This window comes from Leptolyngbya sp. GB1-A1 (assembly GCF_039962475.1).
In the GTDB taxonomy this organism is placed as follows: Bacteria; Cyanobacteriota; Cyanobacteriia; order Elainellales; family Elainellaceae; genus Leptolyngbya_A.
This window is the reverse complement of the sequence record NZ_JAMPLI010000013.1, coordinates 90,384-108,548: the sequence shown is the minus strand read 5'-3', so window position 1 is coordinate 108,548 and position 18,165 is coordinate 90,384. Positions and strand designations below refer to the sequence as shown.

Below are 18,165 nucleotides of genomic sequence, written 5' to 3'. Positions count from 1 at the left end.
GTAATCTACAAAGCGTTAATCAGCTTTTTACCCAAACGCTCTTCGGCAATACACAGGAGAGCCCCTTCTCTTCTGCATCCATTTTGCTAATCCGGCAGTCCATTTGCACACTTGCCAGGCCGTAGGCATCCAGCTCAGATAAGCCTTTCTCCTGCTGCAAAAGCTGAATCATTGCCATGGATGCGTTCGCCATGACCTGATTCAGATCGGAACCGCGATCGGAGGTGACAAAATATTCAGCGTTGCTGCTGGTCGGATAATCAACCGGCCTAGCTGCTCGCGGATTTTTCGGATTCAGACAGTGAATGCCGCGTACTCGATTCACAACCTGCGAAATGCGACAGTCCGAAATCCTGGGCATCAATTCCGCCGCCGCTTCCAACGTGATGCTGCGCTGTTCCGCCAGGAATTTCACCGTTTCTGTTTTTGCCATCTCCAGTGCCGTGTCCAGGCTTTCATTTAAGCCGATCGTAATCCAGTCCGTTGGCGTTTCACCGCGCGGCATCGTCAGGCTTTGTCCTTTAATCACCGAAACGTTTAGCACCAGTTCTTTGAATGCGGTTTCCAGTGCGGTCAGGTTAATTTCGCCGTTGCCCTGTGCAGCGTGCGAATCCCCGGTCCAGAGCAGTGCCCCATCGACAAACACAGGAATATAGAGCGTTGTGCCTGCGGTGAGATCGCGAATGTCCAGGTTTCCGGCGTAGGGTCCGGGGGGAACGGTGCTATATTCTCCGGCTTCTGCCCGCGCCACGCCGATCGTCCCCGGAAAGGGTTCTAGCGGAATTTCGATTTCTGGCGTAAACTTCGCAACCTTCTGCTCCATATCCAGATACAGATACTTCACCTGTCCATTCTGGAAGCGATCGGGAAACAAGCCGAACAGCCCGGGCAGGTTAAAATTTGCCGCATAGGAGCGGGGCACAACTCTGAGGATATCTACCTTCAGCACATCCCCTGGCTTTGCATCACGAACATAGATTGGACCGGTAACCGTATGCGGTCCCCGTCCCGGAAAATCGGTTCGCAGCTTTTTCAGTTCGTCTACGGTTTTACCAGGAACGACCTGATTGTGGGAGTGCATCATCGTCTCCACCACAACGGTATCCCCAGAATCAATTTCCATCACGGGAGGTTGAGCATTGTTAAACCATCCCCACTGGGTTGTTTCTAAGGTTGCGGGCAGCAAATGCACCTTGCCGGGATAAGATGCGTCCGTTGTTCGCAGCAGCGCAATTGTCGCTTTTGCATCCATTTCTTGCACCTGCTGAGCATAGGCAGCCGTAGCAAAAATGACGGCAAACACCGCTAGCCCTAAACTGAGCCATTTTAACCGCAGCGACTTCCAGCTATCTCGCAATTGTGCGATCGATTTTTGAATGTTTTGCATCAATACCTCCTTACTCCACACTCATGATGATTCCTGTCATCCGAACCGCCCCCTATATTCCCCCAAGCCTGGGGAAAAGTGTGCTTCCCTGCGGGTTCCAAAGTCTCCCAATCCTGGGTATTGCGGGAGCAATGTAGAAAATTTGCTACTTTTTAACTATCTTCAACTATCCTTTCAACCTTGCTTCTAGAACAAACGATGCAAAATCGCAACAGTACCAGATAAAACCTGTCCTAAACCAATCAACGCCAGCACCATCATAATAAACTAAAACCAATTCCTTGAGGGATCGAATTCTATGTCTGATCGCCTATCCCGATTCGTTCTCGTTGATGTTTTAATTGGCATTCTCATGCGTGTTCTTACCACTTCTTATAGGGCAGAAACTTACCGTTCATAATCACCTTCACTCGATCGCCCTTTGGATCTTCTTCTTTCTCAATATTCAGGGTGAAGTCGATCGCGCTCATAATGCCATCACCAAACTTCTCGTGAATGATTTCTTTCATCGGCATTCCGTAGACCTGCATGATTTCGTAGAAGCGATAAATCAGCGGGTCGGTTGGGACGATGGGACCCAAACCCTTTGCGGGATACGCCATCAGTTCTGTCGCAATGTCGCTGCCCAAACCCAATGCTTCTACAAGTTTGCTAGCTTCTTCTGCCGATGCGCTTGCCTGCCGATAAATCACAGCAGCAATCCAAACTTCATTGCGCCCGACAACCTGCTCTAACTCAGCAAAACTGATTCCCTTTTCGGCTTTTGCTGCCAGAAGTTTTTGCGTAATCATCGGAATTTCTACATCAGACATTGATCTTCTCCTCAATCATTTGGACAACAATTTGGAATAGAAATAGCATCAAGGGTGCTTCCTGGGGATGGACATCTGGACTCTCATCGGGATATCCCACTTCTACAGTTGATTGAATCCAAAATTCTTTTCGTGATTCAGTTCACTGCCTGAATGCGGAACTTTTCAACCGCGATCATCGATCATTGCCGCTGGCGTCTGAGGCACACTTTCCCAAAACTCCCAGTGGTCTTGGGACAAATGATTACCGCTACAGGGACACTCAGCCTTTGCCGTCAAGTCAATTCCTTGCAAACCTGTCATGGCAGTGAATGAGTAAGAATAAGTGAATGCGGTATCCACCGCAGCGGGAACGATACGAGTTAAAGAATTTCGAGCAGCCCCTGAAGGATATTCAAACAGGTAATGAAAGGGGACTCATGAAAACTTTTTGGGAAAAATAGGATTTTTTTTAGATCTTTTTTAGATAATAAATTGACGCATAGAGTAATACTTAGAAAAGCTAAAAAAGCTACAAAACGAATTTCAGGAAAAAACAGCCAGGCAGCATACTTTACCTCACCTGAATGTATTGTTCAAAACAGAAATAAAGCTATTTTTCAGACAGAAATTAGCTTGCCTGCGTCTCTAGCCCAGGCACAGGTGTACTCTGCCGCCACACTTGCGGGGAAACGCCGTGAATCTGCCGGAACTGCCGAATAAAGTAGCTCGCATCTCGATAGCCGATCGCCTGAGCAATTTCCGCGATCGATTGCGCGGTGTCGGTTAGGAGATGACGTGCCTGCACCATGCGCCGCTCGGTAATCCACTGCTTTACAGTGCGTCCAGTTTGATCCTGCACCAGCGTCGTCAGATAAGCCGGGGAATAGCCTGCTGCCTGCGCCACATCCGACAGGCTAATCGCCGAGTGATAGTGCGCTTCAATGAACTGAAAGACTTCGCGCAATTTCGGACAGGTCGGGAACAGCGTTGGTTGGTTTGCCAAATGGGCAGGCAGGGTAGCGTGGCTATACCAAGCTTTGAGTGCGTCCCGCCGCTCGAGCCGAATCGTGATTGCCGCCAGAAATTGCTCGATCGTGCAGGGCTTGGTCAGATAGTCGTCCGCTCCCAGTTCCATCCCGCACCGCAAATCTGCCATCGTTACCTTTGCTGTAAGGAAGATGAACGGAATCATTGCCGTTGCTGGATGCTGACGTAGTTGGGACAACACTGCATAGCCGTCCAAGTCGGGCATCATAATATCGCATACGATCAGATCAGGTACATGAATTTGAGCGAGCTTGACCCCGATCGCACCCCCTTCTGCGCCTAACGCCCAAAACCCCTCGAACGTGAGACAGCGCACAAAGAGTTCACGAGTTTGCGCTTCATCTTCAATCACCAAAATCTTTTTCATCGCGACACCGAATATAATATTGACCGAATCGCACCAACTCACCTCAAGCGGTTCCCGCATCTTTGCACGATCGGTTCTCTAGTTCTAGATAAGAGATCAATCGAAAATTTTTGGTGTCATAGAATACCGCAAATCGATCGTCGGATAGAATTGGCTTGAATCTCAGTCGGAATCAGCACAACAGGATAATGCCGCAATCTCACTGGCTGACCTCACCGCATTCCCCAACCCTCACTGATCTAATCTTGAATGCGATCGGGGAGGGGGTGTATGGCGTTGATCTGGAAGGCAAAGCGACGTTTGTCAATCCAGCAGCAGCTCAAATGATTGGATGGCGCAGCGAAGAACTTTTGGGACGATCGATGCACGAAGTTCTACATCATTCCCACGCGGATCACTCCTGTTATCCCAAAACCCAATGCCCAATTTATGCTGCCTTTAAAGATGGCACGGTGCATCGCGTTACTGACGAAGTGTTTTGGCGAAAAGATGGAACTTGGTTTCCAGTGGAATATATCAGTACACCGATTCGGGACGATCGAGGACAGCTAATTGGGGCAGTGGTGACGTTTCGAGAAATTAGCGAGCGCAAATGGGCAGAAGCAATTTTGCACCAAATGAACGAAGAACTTGAACAAAAAGTGCGAGAACGAACGGCAAAACTGCGGCAGGCAAACGAGCAGCTTAAATCCTTGAACGAGCAGCAATCCCGCCTGGTGGCGATGGTGTGTCACGAGTTCCGTAATCCACTAAACAACATCCTGCTGGCGGTTTCCTCGCTCGATCGCTATACGCATTATCTAACTGCAGCTCAAAAGACAGAATATCTCCAGAGTATTCAAACTAACGTCGATCGCATGACCTCTATCATTGACGATATTCTTGTGATTGGCAAAGCAGAAGCCAATCGCTTAACGCCGAATTTCAAAGCGATCGATCTAGTTCCGTTCTGTCGCAGATTAAGTCAGGAAATGCAAGCTGGAACTCAACATACAATTGATTTTGTCTGCCGTCATTCGTCTTTAATGACTGAAATTGATGAGAAAATTCTGCGGCTTATCCTGACCAACCTGTTATCGAATTCAATTCGTTACTCGCCCCACTGTCAGCAGATCCAGTTCAAGCTGATGCGTCAAAAGCAGCAAATTACATTTCAAATTCAGGACTGGGGGATTGGCATTCCCCCGGAAGATCAGCCCTACCTGTTTGAGCCATTTTATCGGGGGCGAAACGCCAGTAATATTCCGGGAACTGGGTTGGGATTGAGTATCGTCAAGCAACTCGTCGATCTTCACCAAGGTAAATTACAGGTTAAAACTCGACCCGGAAAAGGGACAACAGTTCGAGTGCTGCTTGATGTGAGGCAAATCCCGATAAATTTTTCCGCTGCAAGTCCAGCCAGATCGATCAAGTTTTGATCAGATAGGGAGTGGTTTTCCAGCAGCACTGCTGCGATCGCCCCTGGCTGAATAATGTGGCATTAGAGCGACTGTTTAATCACCCGATCGCTACTAGGCTGAATCGGTCGCACATTCGCGGGAAAGAGCGCGGCAAATTGCTGTACCTGTTCGGTCGAGACCTCGGTTTCAAGGCAGGATGCGGTTTTACGATCGATTCTGCAAAAAGCACGACTGCTTGCCGATCTGTACCAGGCACAGGCTAAAGAACAGGCACAAGCTAAAGGACGAGGGGGCTGCGGCAGTTTTCTAAAAACTAACTTACGGGAGACGATAAACAACTGGACGATCGCTAAGCTTAGAACAGCGTTCAATAGCTCCCGATGACTTCCTACTTACCCTCTCAGCATCGTCGCAAAGAAATCCTACGGGGCATTCTTGCCGTATCGCTGGTGATTGTTGGCATCACGCATTTTTTGAGACCGGAGCAATACGCCCGCATTGTGCCGCCCCCGTTTCCACCTTTTGCATCGGTTTATCTGAGTGGAGTCTTTGAAATTTTGGGAGGACTCGGCTTATTGGTTCCGGTCTTGAGTGTGACGGCTGCTTGGGGCATAGTTGCTTTGTTCATCGGCGTTTTTCCTGCGAACCTCTACATGACGTTCCATTTGATTAAAATCGACGGCATTCCCCAAAGCCCAGTTTTGTATTGGGCAAGGTTGCCGTTGCAAGCCGTATTGATTGCTTGGGCATATTGGTACACGCGCAATCCCCAGGGACAGATGGGCGCGTCAGCCGTTGCCCAGAAACCGGATTGATGCGGTGAATAAAAATTGCTCAGAAAATTGCTCAAGTACCGCTATCTGCTTGAATGATTAGTTGAATGATGGGTCGAATGATTGCGGTTGCTTCGCAGTTTCCCGAAGGGTTAATCGCCCAACTCACTCCCTCAATTATCCCTTCAGACTTCAATGATTATGCTGCTTAAAACATCGACTTTATTCTCAATTCTTTTTGCGGTGGCTAGCGTATCAGGCTGTGCTTCACTTCAAGGCAATCGCAACACCCAGCAACCTGCAACTTCTGCTGCCCCTACTGCTATATCGCCTGCTGCCCCTACTGCTGCATTGCCTGCTGCCTCTACTGCTGCATCATCGTCTCCTGCGCTTCCAGCAGATATCGGTGCCGTTGCAACCGTTGCAAAACAGGTCGGACCCGCGGTGGTGCAAATCAATACATCCCGCACCGTCAGAGAATCGGTCAATGACTTTGGTTTAGATGAGTTTTTTGGCAGACGAGCCCCGCGCCAAGGACAGGTGCAGCAGGGAACAGGATCAGGCTTTATTACCACTGCAGACGGGCAGGTGATTACCAATGCTCACGTCGTTGCCGATGCTGACACTGTAACGGTGGTGCTCAACGATGGACGGAATTATTCAGGGCGCGTCGTCGGCACTGATCCCATCAGCGATCTTGCTGTCATTGATATTGATGCAGATAATCTCCCGACGGTTTCCTTAGGCGATTCTGATGCTTTGGTTCCAGGACAAATTGCAATTGCGATCGGGAATCCGCTGGGACTGAGCAATACGGTGACGCAGGGCATTGTCAGTGCAACCGAGCGATCAGTCGCTGAAATTGGCATCGCGGATAAACGCATCAACTTTCTGCAAACCGACGCTGCCATCAATCCAGGAAATTCAGGTGGACCATTGCTAAATGCCGCCGGACAAGTGATCGGAGTCAATACGGCGATTATTCAGGGCGCACAGGGCATTGGATTTGCCATTCCCATCAATACGGTGAAGCAGGTATCTCAGCAACTTGTGACGCAAGGACGAGTAGATTACCCCTACATCGGCATTCAGATGGCGGAACTCACGCCAGAGCTGCGATCGCGAATTAATGGGAGTGACGTTGGCTTTCAGGTGACGCAAGACCAGGGCATCATTGTTCTAAAAGTGCTGCCAGACTCTCCAGCGGCTCGTGCCGGGCTCCGTGCAGGTGATGTAATCGTTGCTGTAAATGGAAATTCAATTGAAAACGTGGATCAAATTCAACAGCAGGTGGATGCTACCGGAATTAACAATACAATGCAGCTTACTGTAAATCGAAACGGCAATACGCAGCAAGTCACAGTTCGTCCAGAAGCGTTGCCTGCTCAGCAGCCTGGCTAATTAAGCTGGATCAAGTTCGCTACATCAGGCATCAATAAAAGCGCGCTGCACTTCGGATACGTCCCTGTCCTGACATCGACGTTCAACTCGTTGCACCGTCCATCTTAGGCAAGTTCTCAACCTGTCACACTACCAATCTCCTTTGATTGATCCGTCCGATTAGATGGAGAAAGCACAACGGGGATGGTGCTTGATTCACTTCACCTGAATAATCTCCGATTCAGGGCTAGACAGGGACTATGTTGAGAAGATTTCGACGATCGCTGCGACAATTTTTGACTCGGACTCGATCGATCAACAAGCAGCCACTGAATACAGTGAGCTTGATTGTCATCGTTCTGATTGACATTTTCATCCTGGTCAACGTTTTCACTGGGCTTCACGACATTAGCCGGTGGACGCTGAATCCCGATGAAGCTTATCCCTGCTATTCAGAGTGGCGCGACTACCGAACTTCAACACTGGATAATAAGGAGCTGGATAATAAGGACTTTGAGAAAATTCGGAGCATCACGGCAGATGAGAATGCTGACCCTGCTCTGGTTGAATTACCACAGTCGCTGAGCGTTCAGGAGCAATATCAACAGATCAATCAAGGACGACTCGGCAGTGTTTCATCGACTTGTTTGAGCTTTGCTGAACTCAAAGACCGGATTGATAATTCTGAGAACCAGCAATTGACGAAAGCGATCGACCAAAAACAAAGTAGCATCGAAAATCTAGAAAATTCCAATCGAACCATTCGCACTCAATATGATTCGACCCTGCTCGAACAAATTGCAGGACAGAATCGCAATCAATCGATTAATGCTGTTGGGGCAGACAGAGCCAGAGCACAGCTCAACAAAAACAATCAGCAAATTGCTCAACTCAAAGGTGAGATTGTAAAACTCAAAAGTCAGCTGGTTGCGAAACCCGAAAGCGTTGAGTTTCTTAAGTTTCTTAGAAATGATGCAGCGTTCAACGAAGCCGATCGCGGCTATCAAAGAGCATCATTTTGGTATCCCAGCATCCAACTGACGTTTCAAGCCCTGTTCCTTTTACCACTGTTGGCGGGCGCGGGTCTGGTCTACCGATTTGCCCATCGTAAACGCTACGGGCTGGTTGCGCTCATCAGCTGGCATCTGCTGATTATTTTCTTTATTCCGCTGATCCTGAAAATCTTTCAGTTTCTGCAAGTTGGCGCACTGTTTAGTTTTTTGTTCGATGTCATTAGTACCATCTTTGGCGGATTACTGTTTCTAATTAGCTATGCTTACATTTTGCTCATTCCGATCGCAGGCTTTGTCTTAATCAAATTCTTCCAAAAAATTGCGGTTCGCACCAAACTTCCACCTTCCTCACTAGTGCAGCAGTCCCGCTGTTTGAACTGTACAAGAACCTTAAAGCACAACGAAGGTTACTGTCCACACTGCGGCTATCATCAACATCTAGACTGTCACAACTGCCATCAGCCAACCTACAAGCACTTACCTTACTGTCGCAACTGTGGAGCAGAGCAAGATCTAGGTCGATCGAGTAGCAGTACATAAACAATTCGATTGTGCATCAGAGGATGGTGGGACAGGTAAAGTAGAGGAACATCCACTTGTACGAATTCCGGATGAGATGTATCCACAAACACTACCCTCAAATTGAGTAGCGAGATCTGACAGTTTCACTCCGGCACAGCCAGCGCAGAAACCACGAATAAATCCTCCACGAATTCCTTGTTCAGGTTTTCGTAGGAGAATGTTGTCTAAAACAATACCTGAACTCTGTAGAAACCGTTTCAGACCTTTCTAGTTCTTCAGATTGCAGCACTAGGGTACGAGCGCATTAGCATTCGCGTCAGCGATCGCGCACAATCACAAAATTTTTATAAAAAATGGTATTTGAAATTGCCTGTCAATTGACGGAACATGAGGCGATCAAGCAAGTCAACGCCCATGAAGGTACTTACCTCAAATTACTTACCTGAAATTGTCCTGGTGTTACCAAAGCTTAAGCAGATGCCCTGACATTCTAAGTCAGTGACCGATCATCCAGGGTCGCTCTCCTGCATGGCTTCTGACTCTTGAAGGTTCCTGTGCTTTCTCTCGCGTAACGACCTGAGGCTCCCGATTCTCATGCTTTAGCCGCAGCGAACCTGATAGCAGAGCCGGTGGCGAAAAGATGCGTTTGGCGACCTTCTCGCAGTCAGGGCACTGAGCGGGTGCATTACACTCTGCCATCGTGCGCCATTCGTCGAATACACCGCATTCATCGCAGCGAAACTCATAGAGGGGCATACTGTATTCTCCAACGTTTTGGATAAGCTGCAATTGGTTTTTCTCTGCGTCAGGCAGGGTTCTACTGCTGCTTAAAGAGAACGAATTGTTCAGCCGAAGGATGCTGTTGATCCGCCTTCTTACCTAACTATCAAACAGGCAAAATGTTTTTGTCGAAAATTTCGGTTGGAATTGCCAGGGTACAGCAAGCATTGGGAATATCGACAATCCCACTTATTCGCCCCTCGACTGGCGCACAGCTTAACAGCAGGTAAGCCTGCTCTCCGGTATAGCCAAACTTCTTGAGATATTCGATCGCATTCAGGCAAGCCCGCCGATAAGCAATATGCACATCCATATAGTATTGCTTGCCTGTGAATTCATCGACCGAGATGCCCTCAAACACCAGATACTCCGAATAGCGGGGTTCAACGGGACCAGGCTTAAAGATCGGATTGGTCATGCCATATTTTTCAACGCCACCCTTGATCAGATCCACATGCAGGTCGATAAAGCCTGACATCTCGATCGCCCCACAAAAGGAGATTTCACCGTCCCCCTGCGAGAAGTGAATGTCGCCCATCGACAGTTTTGCGCCTTCCACATAAACCGGGAAATAAATGCGCGTGCCTCGCGACAAGTTCTTGATGTCGCAGTTGCCCCCATGTTCGCGCGGCGGTACGGTTCGGGCAGCTTCAGCCGCAACTCGCTCATACTCAGACTTAGGCAGCGTTCCCAAAATCGCATTTTGGGGATTGGGCAATGCGGCAAGGACGGGCTGGTCGCCTGAAAGTCCTGCCCCATAGGTGCGGCGATCGGGAGCTGTCTTCACCAGTTCTGCTTCGCGCTGGTTCCACTTCGCTAACAGTTCATGGGAAGGGGCACAGCCAATTAAGCCGGGATGGGTAATGCCTGCGAAGCGAACGCCAGGGATGTGGCGAGAGGAGGTATAAATGCCCTGAAAATCCCAAATCGCTTTTGCTGGATTGGGAAAGTGATCGGTGAGAAAGCCACCCCCGTTTTTTTTGTCGAAAATACCGGTAAAGCCCCATTCATCGCCCTGGAGTGCACCGATATCGAGCAGGTCTACCACGAGAATATCGCCCGGTTGCGCTCCATTTACCCAGATCGGACCACTCAAGACGTGAACAACCGTCAAGTCAACATCGCGGATATCATCTGGACTATCATTATTTTTGATTTGTCCATCAGTCCAGTCCTTGCATTCAATCCGAAACACATCACCAGGATTGGCAGACGCCACAGCAGGAATATCAGGATGCCAGCGGTTGTGACCGGGAAGTTCCTGCTGATCTATTGGCTTCGTGAGGTCAACTTTGAAAAGTGTTTTTGGCATAGTCCCGTTCAGTTTAAGCAACGAAGTGGTGAACAAAGATTGAGACAAATATTAAGGCGATTGAAGACACTTAAGTAGTGAACAATCGTTGAGAAAAACGATGATGAGATATTTGAGCAATGTCAATGTAGGTGTACATGACCATAGGTCATCTAAATTGGCTAAAACTGCATTCTGGGCTACCGTTTCTAAATCTGGAGCGATCGCCGCTAGAGTTTGCTGAGCCGTCATATGCCCCAGTACGCCGAGTCGAGTCCCTGCGCCCAGTAATCCCGCCGTAAAGCTGTGCAGGAAGGCGAAAACAGTATCAGTCTTGGTTAACTGAGCCGCCTGTCCAACCAGCGCAAAGACGATTGCGTGCGCACAAACCATCCCTGCAACCGCAACAAGCTACCAAAGTGTCGTTTAAAAGGCGCGTCATCAAACCTAATCACGCAAATTGGGTGGTGATGTTCCAGCAGTTCTTCTAGAGTTATTCGGTTTAATCGTCATTCGATTAAAGTCATTCGATTAAAGTCATTCGGTTTTATGCGGTTTCATACAATTGGCGGTGACGATCGGCAAGCCTGAGATAGTCCGGGTCATTTTTGGCAAGCTGCCACTTCTCGTAAAAAATCCGGGCAGACTCGGCTTTGATCGGGTCTTCCTCACGCGGCAATACCGTCTTGCTGTCCTTTGCATACTTCCGCCCAGATTTGTGATTCGCATAGCGGCGCGACCGAGTGTAGCCCATCTGCAAAAACTTCCGCGCCATATCCATTCCCACAAAATCTTCCTGCGCCTTGTAATCCAAAAATCGCTGATAAATTGCCTCCGCCGACTGACGCGCAATCTCCGGGGTTTTAAACTTCCAGTCCGGCAAAATCTCGCTCTTGTAGGGTTCAACCATCAAAACACCCTGCTCTCCGCGACCAATTCGATAAAGTTCTGGGTGCTGGCGGAAGTCGATCGTTTTGTAGTCAAGGGAGTAGTTGAATTCGAGCATGGGGGAGTGGGTGAGAGTTTTTGGTTTGGGCGATCGGGCAATCAGGGGCGATCGAATCACTTTTCTATTGATTTACCCTTTCTTATCCCTTGCTTGTCTTCTCCCTAAATGCCTGTCCCAGCAAAACATCCGGCTCATAATCCCTACCTTCTGCCAACGCTATCACTATCGCTTTCCGACTGCCTTCCCCAACCTCATTTCCCTGCCAAGCCTCAAAAAATAAACTTAAAAAAACTATATAATCTATCTTTAGGAGGATGACTTGTGCCACAGTGTTGGTGATCTTTGCTTACCCTTCCTTTACCATGCAGCCTATTTCTCCCCAGTACTATCTTGCCCAAGTGAATACTGCCCGGTTACGCGCTTCGTTGGATACGCCGGAGATGGCAGATTTTGTTGCTCAAATTGAGGGAATTAATGCGATCGCTGACGAAGACCCTGGGTTTGTCTGGCGGCTTCGGAGTGAGGGCGCAAATGATGCCACAAGTATTCGTGCGTTTGATGATGACCAAATCCTGATTACGCTAACAGTCTGGAAATCGGTTGAAGCATTATCGAACTATGTTTATCGGGGCGCACACGGAGGAATTATGCGCGATCGACGGAAATGGTTTGAACGGCTAGATCAGCCCATTCTTGCGCTCTGGTGGATTCCGGTCGGGCATTTACCCACGATCGAAGAAGCTAAAGAACGGCTTGCCTATCTTCAGCAACACGGTTCTACACCGTTTGCTTTCTCGTTTGGAAAATCCTTTCCCAGCCCCGACTGCCTTGAAGGGGAAACTGCTTCGCATCGCATTCCAGTTACAGCAAGCGGCGCAGAATTGTAGCGGTTCAGCATCGCGATTATTGAGTTCGCGATTATTGAGTTTGAGCGATGTTCCAGCCTCTGCATTGCCCCCGCTATTTTCCTTCCTGACCCCAAACGTTGGGGGATTCTGAGCGTCAGAAAAGGCTCGGTTCCTCCTAGAATTGGGGGCTGGAACGTGCTTTAAAGTCCTTGCAGTCCCAATTCCTGAATGCTGAAGAACCTTTGACCCCTGCAAAGTTCCCCTATCTTGGGGGATTTAGGAGGCTTAAAGGACTTTGCAATTTAGCCGTTTAGAGTTTCAAAACATGCCATAAGAGACAGTTCGGTAAAGAGCATCGGTAAAGATCGATCGAAATCGAATAAGTTGAGAAAGTTCCTTGTACAGAACTTGTACAGAATCTCGCTCAAGCCCTTCCTTAAGGCGACTTCCAGGATTTTGGCTGCTGAAACCGATAAATATCCTGAATCGCCTGTACCCAGCCTTCCGCCAAAGATGCCAGAATTCGATCGCCTTTCTCGGCGGTTGCGGTAAGCGGATCACCAATCACACCCGATCGGCTTAAGTCACGGGTCGTCCAGGCAAAGGGCAGCTTTCCTTCGATGCTGAGTAGGCTCCCTTGCGGAAGTTCTGCGGGGTACTCGGCAACGGCATCTTGCATTCGCACTTGATCAGGCAACAGCGACAGCAACAGACTAGTTTCGGCATCCCCAGCATGAATTCCCAGTTCGGCTTCTTTGGGAGTCAGCAGTTCCAGCGCAATATTGGGCACGTTCCAGACGAAGCAGGGAAACACCATAAAATCTTCGTGTTTTTGATGCAGATCGCGGGCAACAATTTCGAGGATCTGGGGTTGTCCACCGTGCCCGTTCACAAACACCAGCTTGCGAAAGCCCGATCGATAAAGGCTTTCTCCCACTTCCATCAGCATCGTGATGAGCGTTTGAGCCGAAAGGGTAATTGTGCCGGGAAAGTGCCAGTGTTCGTTTGATTTGCCGTAATGCAGCGTGGGCAGTGCGTAAGCAGGAATTTCCTCATCGAGCTTTGATAGGGTTCTGCCAACAACTGCCGTACTAATTGCGGCATCTACAATCAGCGGTAAATGGGGTCCATGCTGCTCGATCGCCCCGATCGGCTGAATCAGGACAACGTTATCCTTATCGGGCATTGCCTGAATTGTGGTCCAGGTTAGATAAGGAAAGAACCGTTCTGGAGGAATGTATCCGTGCATGGAAGGAAGGTTACACCAAATTACACCCGTATTTTATTAATGATGGCATGACCCGATGTGTTCGCTGAAGAACTTTATGTTTTATACAAGCAGTGAATCAATTTGGGGAGATAGTGGGGAACTAGGAACACCGATCGTATTTCTATTGAATTTCCTCTGCTGACTCGGTCACAGCCTAAGCTTTGCGGCTCTCTCATCAAATCCTTAGTTTCTTCATATTTTCTTGTTGCTCAGAGATTGCTTGAAGGTGGGGTCTACTAGTAAAAAATGAATATAGGCCCAATTACGTTCGTCACGAATAATTCGATACATTTGCAGACCCCCTACTGCTATCCAATTTACTGGAGTCTGTCATGTCATTCGACAACGTTACTACAAAGCATTGCTTACTGCACTGGCTTTTGCGTATTTACACTGGCATAAGCTGAAAAAATAAAGCAAATATGCTTTGCAAAAACTACCTAGGCGTCCAGTATATTATTTCTGTTTTTGTGAAACACAGGTCAAGGCGGGCAGGCACGGAGAATTTGAGTCCAAGATCCTATAGTTTAGCGAGTCTCCTCAAAGCAATTCAGTGCGAGTTGCATAGTGCATCACTTAGCCTGATCTTGACTTGGGTGACTCATCAATGAGTGGCACTCGCACCACAAAAACTTGTCAGGCTTCAGGTTTCGCTCGATTGGCGTGAGTTCGTAAAGCAGAGAAGTTTTTTCAGGGTAATTCACTAATTTAAGTTGAATTCAGCCCTTCAAATCATTCACCAGCACGGGGTTTAATACTATGCATTGGACTGTTGCGGCTTCGTTTATTCATGATCTTAATTTGACGACCTCTACCTGGCTGACCCCCTTTGTGAAGAACCACCAGCATCACTTCACAATCATCCCTCGTTGCGTACCTCTTGCGAGCTGGCACACCCGCAAATCCTCGGTGACAGACTTGAAGGAATGGATGGATCATTGGTTCCAGGCAAGCGACGCCCTCCACAGAACACATGGAGGTGTGATTACCGTTTTTCCGCAACTTGCCGCAGCTGTAGCGATGCAAAAGCATTTACTCCGCAAAGATGCCCCGGTCGTGGCATGGATGTACAATGTGGGGACTTGTTCTTCGGGAGTGCGTCGTCTACTCGCTCAAAAAAGCAGTCAAGCGATCGATCGCTTTGTCGTTCATACGCAACGTGAGCGGCAGATTTACAGCGATTGGCTGGAACTGCCCATTGAGCGGTTTGAGTTTGTTCCTTATCAGGTTCCAGAAATTCCGGTAACTTATGAGGAAAACACCGCTCAGCCGTTCATTGCAGCACTGGGGTCTGCCCATCGGGATTTTCCTGCCTTATTTGAAGCGGTCAAAACCCTCAACATCCCGACGATTGTGGCTGCTAGCAAGCGATCGCTAGAAGGAATCAGCGTGCCTTCGCAAGTGCAAACCCCGTTTGATATTGGCAAACAAGACTGTCTGCGTCTAGCTCAAGAAGCTCGAATCAGTGTGGTACCCATGGTGCCCAATGAGCAAATCACCGCCGCCGGACAAGTCACCATTGTTGAGGCAATGCGGATGGGTCGGGCACTGATTGCCACACGCTGCAACGGGGCAGAGGATTACATTATTGACGGAGAGACGGGTTTGCTCGTGGAGCCACACTCTGTTAAAGATTTAACCGATGCCATTCAAAAGCTGTGGGAAGATCACGAATTGCGGAATCGCCTGGGTCAAAATGCAATGCGCTACGCGGCTGAACACTTCTCTAATGAAGCGGCTGGTGCAGCATTAGATCGAATTCTCACTGAGGTCGCCAATCAAGTTGGTGAAAGAAGCGTCGCTGCGTCCACGGAAACCAGTAGTGTAATGTCGCTGAGACTGGCTCAGCCATAACCGGTGACTGGTTCAAATTAGGGCGTTGCTGAGTTGAAGAGATACATCGCGGTGTTTGGTGGTGAGCCATTCCATCGTTTAGCAACGCTAAAACGAAAAAGGACTCCTCTATCAGGGGGAGTCTTTCTGTTTACAGATATATTCTTTTGCCAGATGACCAAATCGGGCTTCATTCCACGCGGGCAGTATTGTTAAGCGGGCGGAAGAATCTTCTAATTTGCGTATTTTTTTTAGCTTGGATCATCAAAGCATTCCCCAAAAGGTCTACCCAACCGTCAGCGTTTATTTCTTCGAGTTTTTGCCTTTGTTCTTTTTGCCTTTCTTTTTCTTATGTTTTTGTTTGGGTTCTTCTGAGTTCACTGCAGCAACGCCAGCAAGCACAGCCTGAGTTGTATTCATCGCGCTATTAATCCAGCTATCTAGATTTGGAGCAGCCGTACTCAAGTTTTCTTTGGTTTCAGTGACAACATCACGCACCAGCGTAGCAACCGCTTGTTTTGGGTCGTTTGAGGAGGCTTGCAGCACGGCGATCGCTTCATTTAGACGCGGGGTAGCTTCCTCTACAGCCGCTCGCACCGTTTTAAGAATGTCCTGCATCCCAGGCTTGATCTGGGTAACGCGATCGCTTACCGCGCCAGCAACGGTGGCAACGGGCTTATTTTCTAACTCAGCGCCTATCGGCTTAGCGTTCATCGGCGAATCTGATTTGGCTTCCTCAGAATGATCACCCGCTGCGTCGGATTGTGCATTAGATCGGAAAAGACGCTCAAGCACTTGCTGCACAATTTCAGTCACCAGTGTGGTCAGGAGCGCGACGGCAATTCCGTTGAGTCGTCCGCCCAACAAGCCGTTATTTTGCGATTCAGTAGATTGGTTTTTTTTCTTCGATTTCTTTTTAGAAGTCATTTTTATTCTTATGGATCTTTCTATGTTTGAGTCATCTAAATTAACGAATTTAGCCTGTCACCTGCGTCTATAGAAGGAATGAAGCGTTCTATTAACTAAGACAGAGTAAGATAAAGAACATCTGTATCTCGACCGATTCACCCTTAATTAATGCTTTCGCACCCCAAACCGAATGCTTGACCTGATGAAGCTTGCCCGCCAGATGCAGGGCATTGGTCAACACCTGACCCAGGAAGCCACCGCTGCCCGTCAACGGTTAGAGCTGGCAGAACAGCTTTTAGCGCAAGCCCGCGATCGACAGGAAGAATTGCTGGCTCTGCAAACTCAGTGGCGCGATCGATTGGGGTTTACAGCAGCGGAACCTGTGGAACCGCTCGATACGCGAGTTAGCATTACGCCTGCCCCAGCCCTTCACAGCGTCATCGCCACAGACGGGTCGCAAATTGCCCCCAGCCATCACGAAATTGCCTACTGCTATTTGATCAACGTTGGGCGAATTGTGCTGCACTATGGGCAAAATCGCCATCCGTTGCTGGATAGCCTGCCGGAGGTGTTTTATCGCCCGGAGGATCTTTATGTGTCGCGGCAGTGGGGCATCCGCACCGAGGAGTGGATGGGCTATCAACGCACGGTATCCGAAGTGGAAACCCTGGCAGAGCTAGCAATTCATCAGTTTGCAGATTCAGAGCTTGCAGATTCAGAGCTTGCAAATTCCCAGTTCACTAATTCCCAGATTGCAGATTCCCATCTCGCAAATTCGTCTGCTGGGATTGCCGCAGTTTCTACCGCGATCGACTCTGCCAGCGATTCATCTAGCCATCAGCTTTCGATTCCCTATGCAGTTCCTGAAGTGCCGCCACGTCTGGCAATGGTAGACGGTTCGCTGATTTACTGGTTTCTGGAAGCTCTGCCCACGGAAGCTCGCGATCGACTCTTGCCTCCCATTTTGACCGCCTGGGATCGACTGCGATCGAAACAGGTTCCGCTAGTGGGCTATCTCAGCGCAGCACGAAGCGGAGAAGCACTCAACTTTCTGCGGTTCCATACCTGTCCTTTTCCGGCTCCCGACTGTCACACCTTTTGTCCGGGTGCGACTGAAACGGCTCCCTGCCAGGTGTTTGCTCCGCTTCGGGATACGGCTCTCTGGGGGTTGCTGCTTGAACCGGGTCAGCGGGGGGCACTCTGGCGCAGCTCTGCCAAGATTCTGGAATGGTACGGCGATCAGGCAATTTACTTTTGCTATGTCAACGTAGGTTCTGAAATTGCGCGGGTGGAGTTTCCTGCCTGGGTTGCCGAAAATCCGACTTTGCTGGAAACTGCCCTCAGTCTGACTTTAACCCAGGTGCAAAAAGGCTACGGCTATCCGGTTGCCCTAGCAGAGGCACATAATCAAGCGGTCGTGCGTGGGGGCGATCGTGCCCGGTTTTTCGCATTACTGGAACAACAAATGATTCGATCGGGCTTGCAAAATATTGGAACTTCTTACAAAGAAGCTCGAAAGCGAGGCAGCATTGCCTGAACGTTGAATCTTATTCGCGATCGCATGAGGGCCAGCACAAACATTTTGACAATCTCTTCATGCGG

18 protein-coding genes are annotated in these 18,165 nt (G+C 49.0%); 7 read left to right on the top strand and 11 right to left on the bottom strand.

The genetic code is table 11. The features are described from left to right. Positions 1 to 19: 19 nt before the first annotated feature. From NDI45_RS14840 to NDI45_RS14825, 4 genes are all read right to left on the bottom strand, one after another. The gene (locus tag NDI45_RS14840) at positions 20 to 1,387 is read right to left on the bottom strand and encodes an acetamidase/formamidase family protein (RefSeq protein ID WP_348247781.1); all 1,368 of its coding nucleotides are present in this window, start codon (positions 1,385 to 1,387) and stop codon (positions 20 to 22) included. 362 nt (positions 1,388 to 1,749) lie between these two features. Next, a complete protein-coding gene (gene cynS / locus NDI45_RS14835; protein ID WP_190789865.1) occupies positions 1,750 to 2,199 on the bottom strand; it encodes a cyanase in 450 nt (149 codons plus the stop codon). Between the two features lie 165 nt (positions 2,200 to 2,364). Beyond that, complete coding sequence (locus tag NDI45_RS14830; protein WP_348247780.1) at positions 2,365 to 2,502, bottom strand: hypothetical protein; 138 nt, start codon at positions 2,500 to 2,502, stop codon at positions 2,365 to 2,367. Positions 2,503 to 2,809: 307 nt separating this feature from the next. Then, positions 2,810 to 3,595, bottom strand: coding sequence for a helix-turn-helix domain-containing protein (locus NDI45_RS14825; RefSeq protein ID WP_348247779.1), 786 nt, complete (start codon positions 3,593 to 3,595; stop codon positions 2,810 to 2,812). A 188-nt stretch (positions 3,596 to 3,783) separates the two neighbouring features. Here NDI45_RS14825 and NDI45_RS14820 point away from each other — a divergent pair, with 188 nt between their 5' ends. Then, complete coding sequence (locus NDI45_RS14820; protein ID WP_348247778.1) at positions 3,784 to 5,013, top strand: PAS domain-containing sensor histidine kinase; 1,230 nt, start codon at positions 3,784 to 3,786, stop codon at positions 5,011 to 5,013. Positions 5,014 to 5,075: 62 nt separating this feature from the next. Here the strand turns inward: NDI45_RS14820 and NDI45_RS14815 are convergent, their stop codons facing one another. Continuing rightward, positions 5,076 to 5,366 carry a hypothetical protein gene (locus NDI45_RS14815; protein ID WP_190790778.1) on the bottom strand — a complete coding sequence of 97 codons (291 nt, stop codon included), beginning with the start codon at positions 5,364 to 5,366 and terminating at the stop codon, positions 5,076 to 5,078. Positions 5,367 to 5,375: 9 nt separating this feature from the next. On the opposite strand from NDI45_RS14815, the gene NDI45_RS14810 reads away from it, so the two are divergent. The 3 genes from NDI45_RS14810 to NDI45_RS14800 all read left to right on the top strand — a co-directional run bounded on the left by NDI45_RS14810 (position 5,376) and on the right by NDI45_RS14800 (position 8,701). Further along, positions 5,376 to 5,810: a DoxX family protein gene (locus tag NDI45_RS14810; RefSeq protein ID WP_190790777.1), complete on the top strand. Its 435-nt coding sequence runs from the start codon at positions 5,376 to 5,378 to the stop codon at positions 5,808 to 5,810. Between the two features lie 201 nt (positions 5,811 to 6,011). Next, positions 6,012 to 7,169 (top strand): HhoA/HhoB/HtrA family serine endopeptidase, encoded by a 1,158-nt coding sequence (locus NDI45_RS14805; RefSeq protein WP_347277833.1) that lies wholly within the window; start codon positions 6,012 to 6,014, stop codon positions 7,167 to 7,169. Between the two features lie 239 nt (positions 7,170 to 7,408). Then, positions 7,409 to 8,701 carry a hypothetical protein gene (locus NDI45_RS14800; RefSeq protein ID WP_348247777.1) on the top strand — a complete coding sequence of 431 codons (1,293 nt, stop codon included), beginning with the start codon at positions 7,409 to 7,411 and terminating at the stop codon, positions 8,699 to 8,701. A 477-nt stretch (positions 8,702 to 9,178) separates the two neighbouring features. On the opposite strand, the gene NDI45_RS14795 is transcribed toward NDI45_RS14800, so the two are convergent. The 4 genes from NDI45_RS14795 to NDI45_RS14780 form a co-directional block, all read right to left on the bottom strand. Further along, the gene (locus NDI45_RS14795; protein ID WP_190790192.1) at positions 9,179 to 9,439 is read right to left on the bottom strand and encodes a zinc ribbon domain-containing protein; all 261 of its coding nucleotides are present in this window, start codon (positions 9,437 to 9,439) and stop codon (positions 9,179 to 9,181) included. Positions 9,440 to 9,569: 130 nt separating this feature from the next. Further along, on the bottom strand, positions 9,570 to 10,775 hold the full coding sequence (gene fmdA / locus NDI45_RS14790) for a formamidase (protein WP_348247776.1): 1,206 nt from the start codon (positions 10,773 to 10,775) through the stop codon (positions 9,570 to 9,572). Positions 10,776 to 10,826: 51 nt separating this feature from the next. Continuing rightward, complete coding sequence (locus NDI45_RS14785) at positions 10,827 to 11,147, bottom strand: urease accessory UreF family protein (RefSeq protein ID WP_190790194.1); 321 nt, start codon at positions 11,145 to 11,147, stop codon at positions 10,827 to 10,829. A 154-nt stretch (positions 11,148 to 11,301) separates the two neighbouring features. Next, entirely contained in the window at positions 11,302 to 11,760 is a 459-nt protein-coding gene (locus NDI45_RS14780; protein ID WP_190790195.1) for a DUF4385 domain-containing protein, read from the bottom strand. A gap of 305 nt (positions 11,761 to 12,065) precedes the next feature. On the opposite strand from NDI45_RS14780, the gene NDI45_RS14775 reads away from it, so the two are divergent. Continuing rightward, complete coding sequence (locus tag NDI45_RS14775; RefSeq protein ID WP_190790196.1) at positions 12,066 to 12,590, top strand: DUF3291 domain-containing protein; 525 nt, start codon at positions 12,066 to 12,068, stop codon at positions 12,588 to 12,590. A gap of 397 nt (positions 12,591 to 12,987) precedes the next feature. Here NDI45_RS14775 and NDI45_RS14770 read toward each other — a convergent pair whose 3' ends face one another. After that, positions 12,988 to 13,800, bottom strand: a complete 813-nt coding sequence (locus NDI45_RS14770; protein WP_190790197.1) for a creatininase family protein — start codon at positions 13,798 to 13,800, stop codon at positions 12,988 to 12,990. Positions 13,801 to 14,580: 780 nt separating this feature from the next. On the opposite strand from NDI45_RS14770, the gene NDI45_RS14765 reads away from it, so the two are divergent. After that, positions 14,581 to 15,675, top strand: a complete 1,095-nt coding sequence (locus NDI45_RS14765; RefSeq protein ID WP_190790905.1) for a glycosyltransferase family 4 protein — start codon at positions 14,581 to 14,583, stop codon at positions 15,673 to 15,675. Positions 15,676 to 15,957: 282 nt separating this feature from the next. Here the strand turns inward: NDI45_RS14765 and NDI45_RS14760 are convergent, their stop codons facing one another. Further along, on the bottom strand, positions 15,958 to 16,581 hold the full coding sequence (locus tag NDI45_RS14760) for a hypothetical protein (RefSeq protein ID WP_348247775.1): 624 nt from the start codon (positions 16,579 to 16,581) through the stop codon (positions 15,958 to 15,960). A gap of 172 nt (positions 16,582 to 16,753) precedes the next feature. Between NDI45_RS14760 and NDI45_RS14755 the strand changes: the two genes are divergently transcribed. Beyond that, positions 16,754 to 18,100 (top strand): DNA double-strand break repair nuclease NurA, encoded by a 1,347-nt coding sequence (locus tag NDI45_RS14755; RefSeq protein ID WP_348247774.1) that lies wholly within the window; start codon positions 16,754 to 16,756, stop codon positions 18,098 to 18,100. Positions 18,101 to 18,165 lie beyond the last annotated feature (65 nt).

What these genes read in the sequence shown, in the direction of transcription:
- NDI45_RS14825 (WP_348247779.1), bottom strand. Translation starts at nt 3,595, where the DNA reads ATGAAAAAGATTTTGGTGATTGAAGATGAAGCGCAAACTCGTGAACTC.
- NDI45_RS14820 (WP_348247778.1), top strand. Translation starts at nt 3,784, where the DNA reads ATGCCGCAATCTCACTGGCTGACCTCACCGCATTCCCCAACCCTCACT.
- NDI45_RS14770 (WP_190790197.1), bottom strand. Translation starts at nt 13,800, where the DNA reads ATGCACGGATACATTCCTCCAGAACGGTTCTTTCCTTATCTAACCTGG.
- NDI45_RS14755 (WP_348247774.1), top strand. Translation starts at nt 16,754, where the DNA reads ATGCTTGACCTGATGAAGCTTGCCCGCCAGATGCAGGGCATTGGTCAA.
- NDI45_RS14840 (WP_348247781.1), bottom strand. Translation starts at nt 1,387, where the DNA reads ATGCAAAACATTCAAAAATCGATCGCACAATTGCGAGATAGCTGGAAG.
- NDI45_RS14795 (WP_190790192.1), bottom strand. Translation starts at nt 9,439, where the DNA reads ATGCCCCTCTATGAGTTTCGCTGCGATGAATGCGGTGTATTCGACGAA.
- NDI45_RS14800 (WP_348247777.1), top strand. Translation starts at nt 7,409, where the DNA reads ATGTTGAGAAGATTTCGACGATCGCTGCGACAATTTTTGACTCGGACT.
- NDI45_RS14765 (WP_190790905.1), top strand. Translation starts at nt 14,581, where the DNA reads ATGCATTGGACTGTTGCGGCTTCGTTTATTCATGATCTTAATTTGACG.
- cynS (WP_190789865.1), bottom strand. Translation starts at nt 2,199, where the DNA reads ATGTCTGATGTAGAAATTCCGATGATTACGCAAAAACTTCTGGCAGCA.
- NDI45_RS14785 (WP_190790194.1), bottom strand. Translation starts at nt 11,147, where the DNA reads ATGGTTTGTGCGCACGCAATCGTCTTTGCGCTGGTTGGACAGGCGGCT.
- NDI45_RS14760 (WP_348247775.1), bottom strand. Translation starts at nt 16,581, where the DNA reads ATGACTTCTAAAAAGAAATCGAAGAAAAAAAACCAATCTACTGAATCG.
- NDI45_RS14780 (WP_190790195.1), bottom strand. Translation starts at nt 11,760, where the DNA reads ATGCTCGAATTCAACTACTCCCTTGACTACAAAACGATCGACTTCCGC.
- fmdA (WP_348247776.1), bottom strand. Translation starts at nt 10,775, where the DNA reads ATGCCAAAAACACTTTTCAAAGTTGACCTCACGAAGCCAATAGATCAG.
- NDI45_RS14810 (WP_190790777.1), top strand. Translation starts at nt 5,376, where the DNA reads ATGACTTCCTACTTACCCTCTCAGCATCGTCGCAAAGAAATCCTACGG.
- NDI45_RS14775 (WP_190790196.1), top strand. Translation starts at nt 12,066, where the DNA reads ATGCAGCCTATTTCTCCCCAGTACTATCTTGCCCAAGTGAATACTGCC.
- NDI45_RS14830 (WP_348247780.1), bottom strand. Translation starts at nt 2,502, where the DNA reads ATGACAGGTTTGCAAGGAATTGACTTGACGGCAAAGGCTGAGTGTCCC.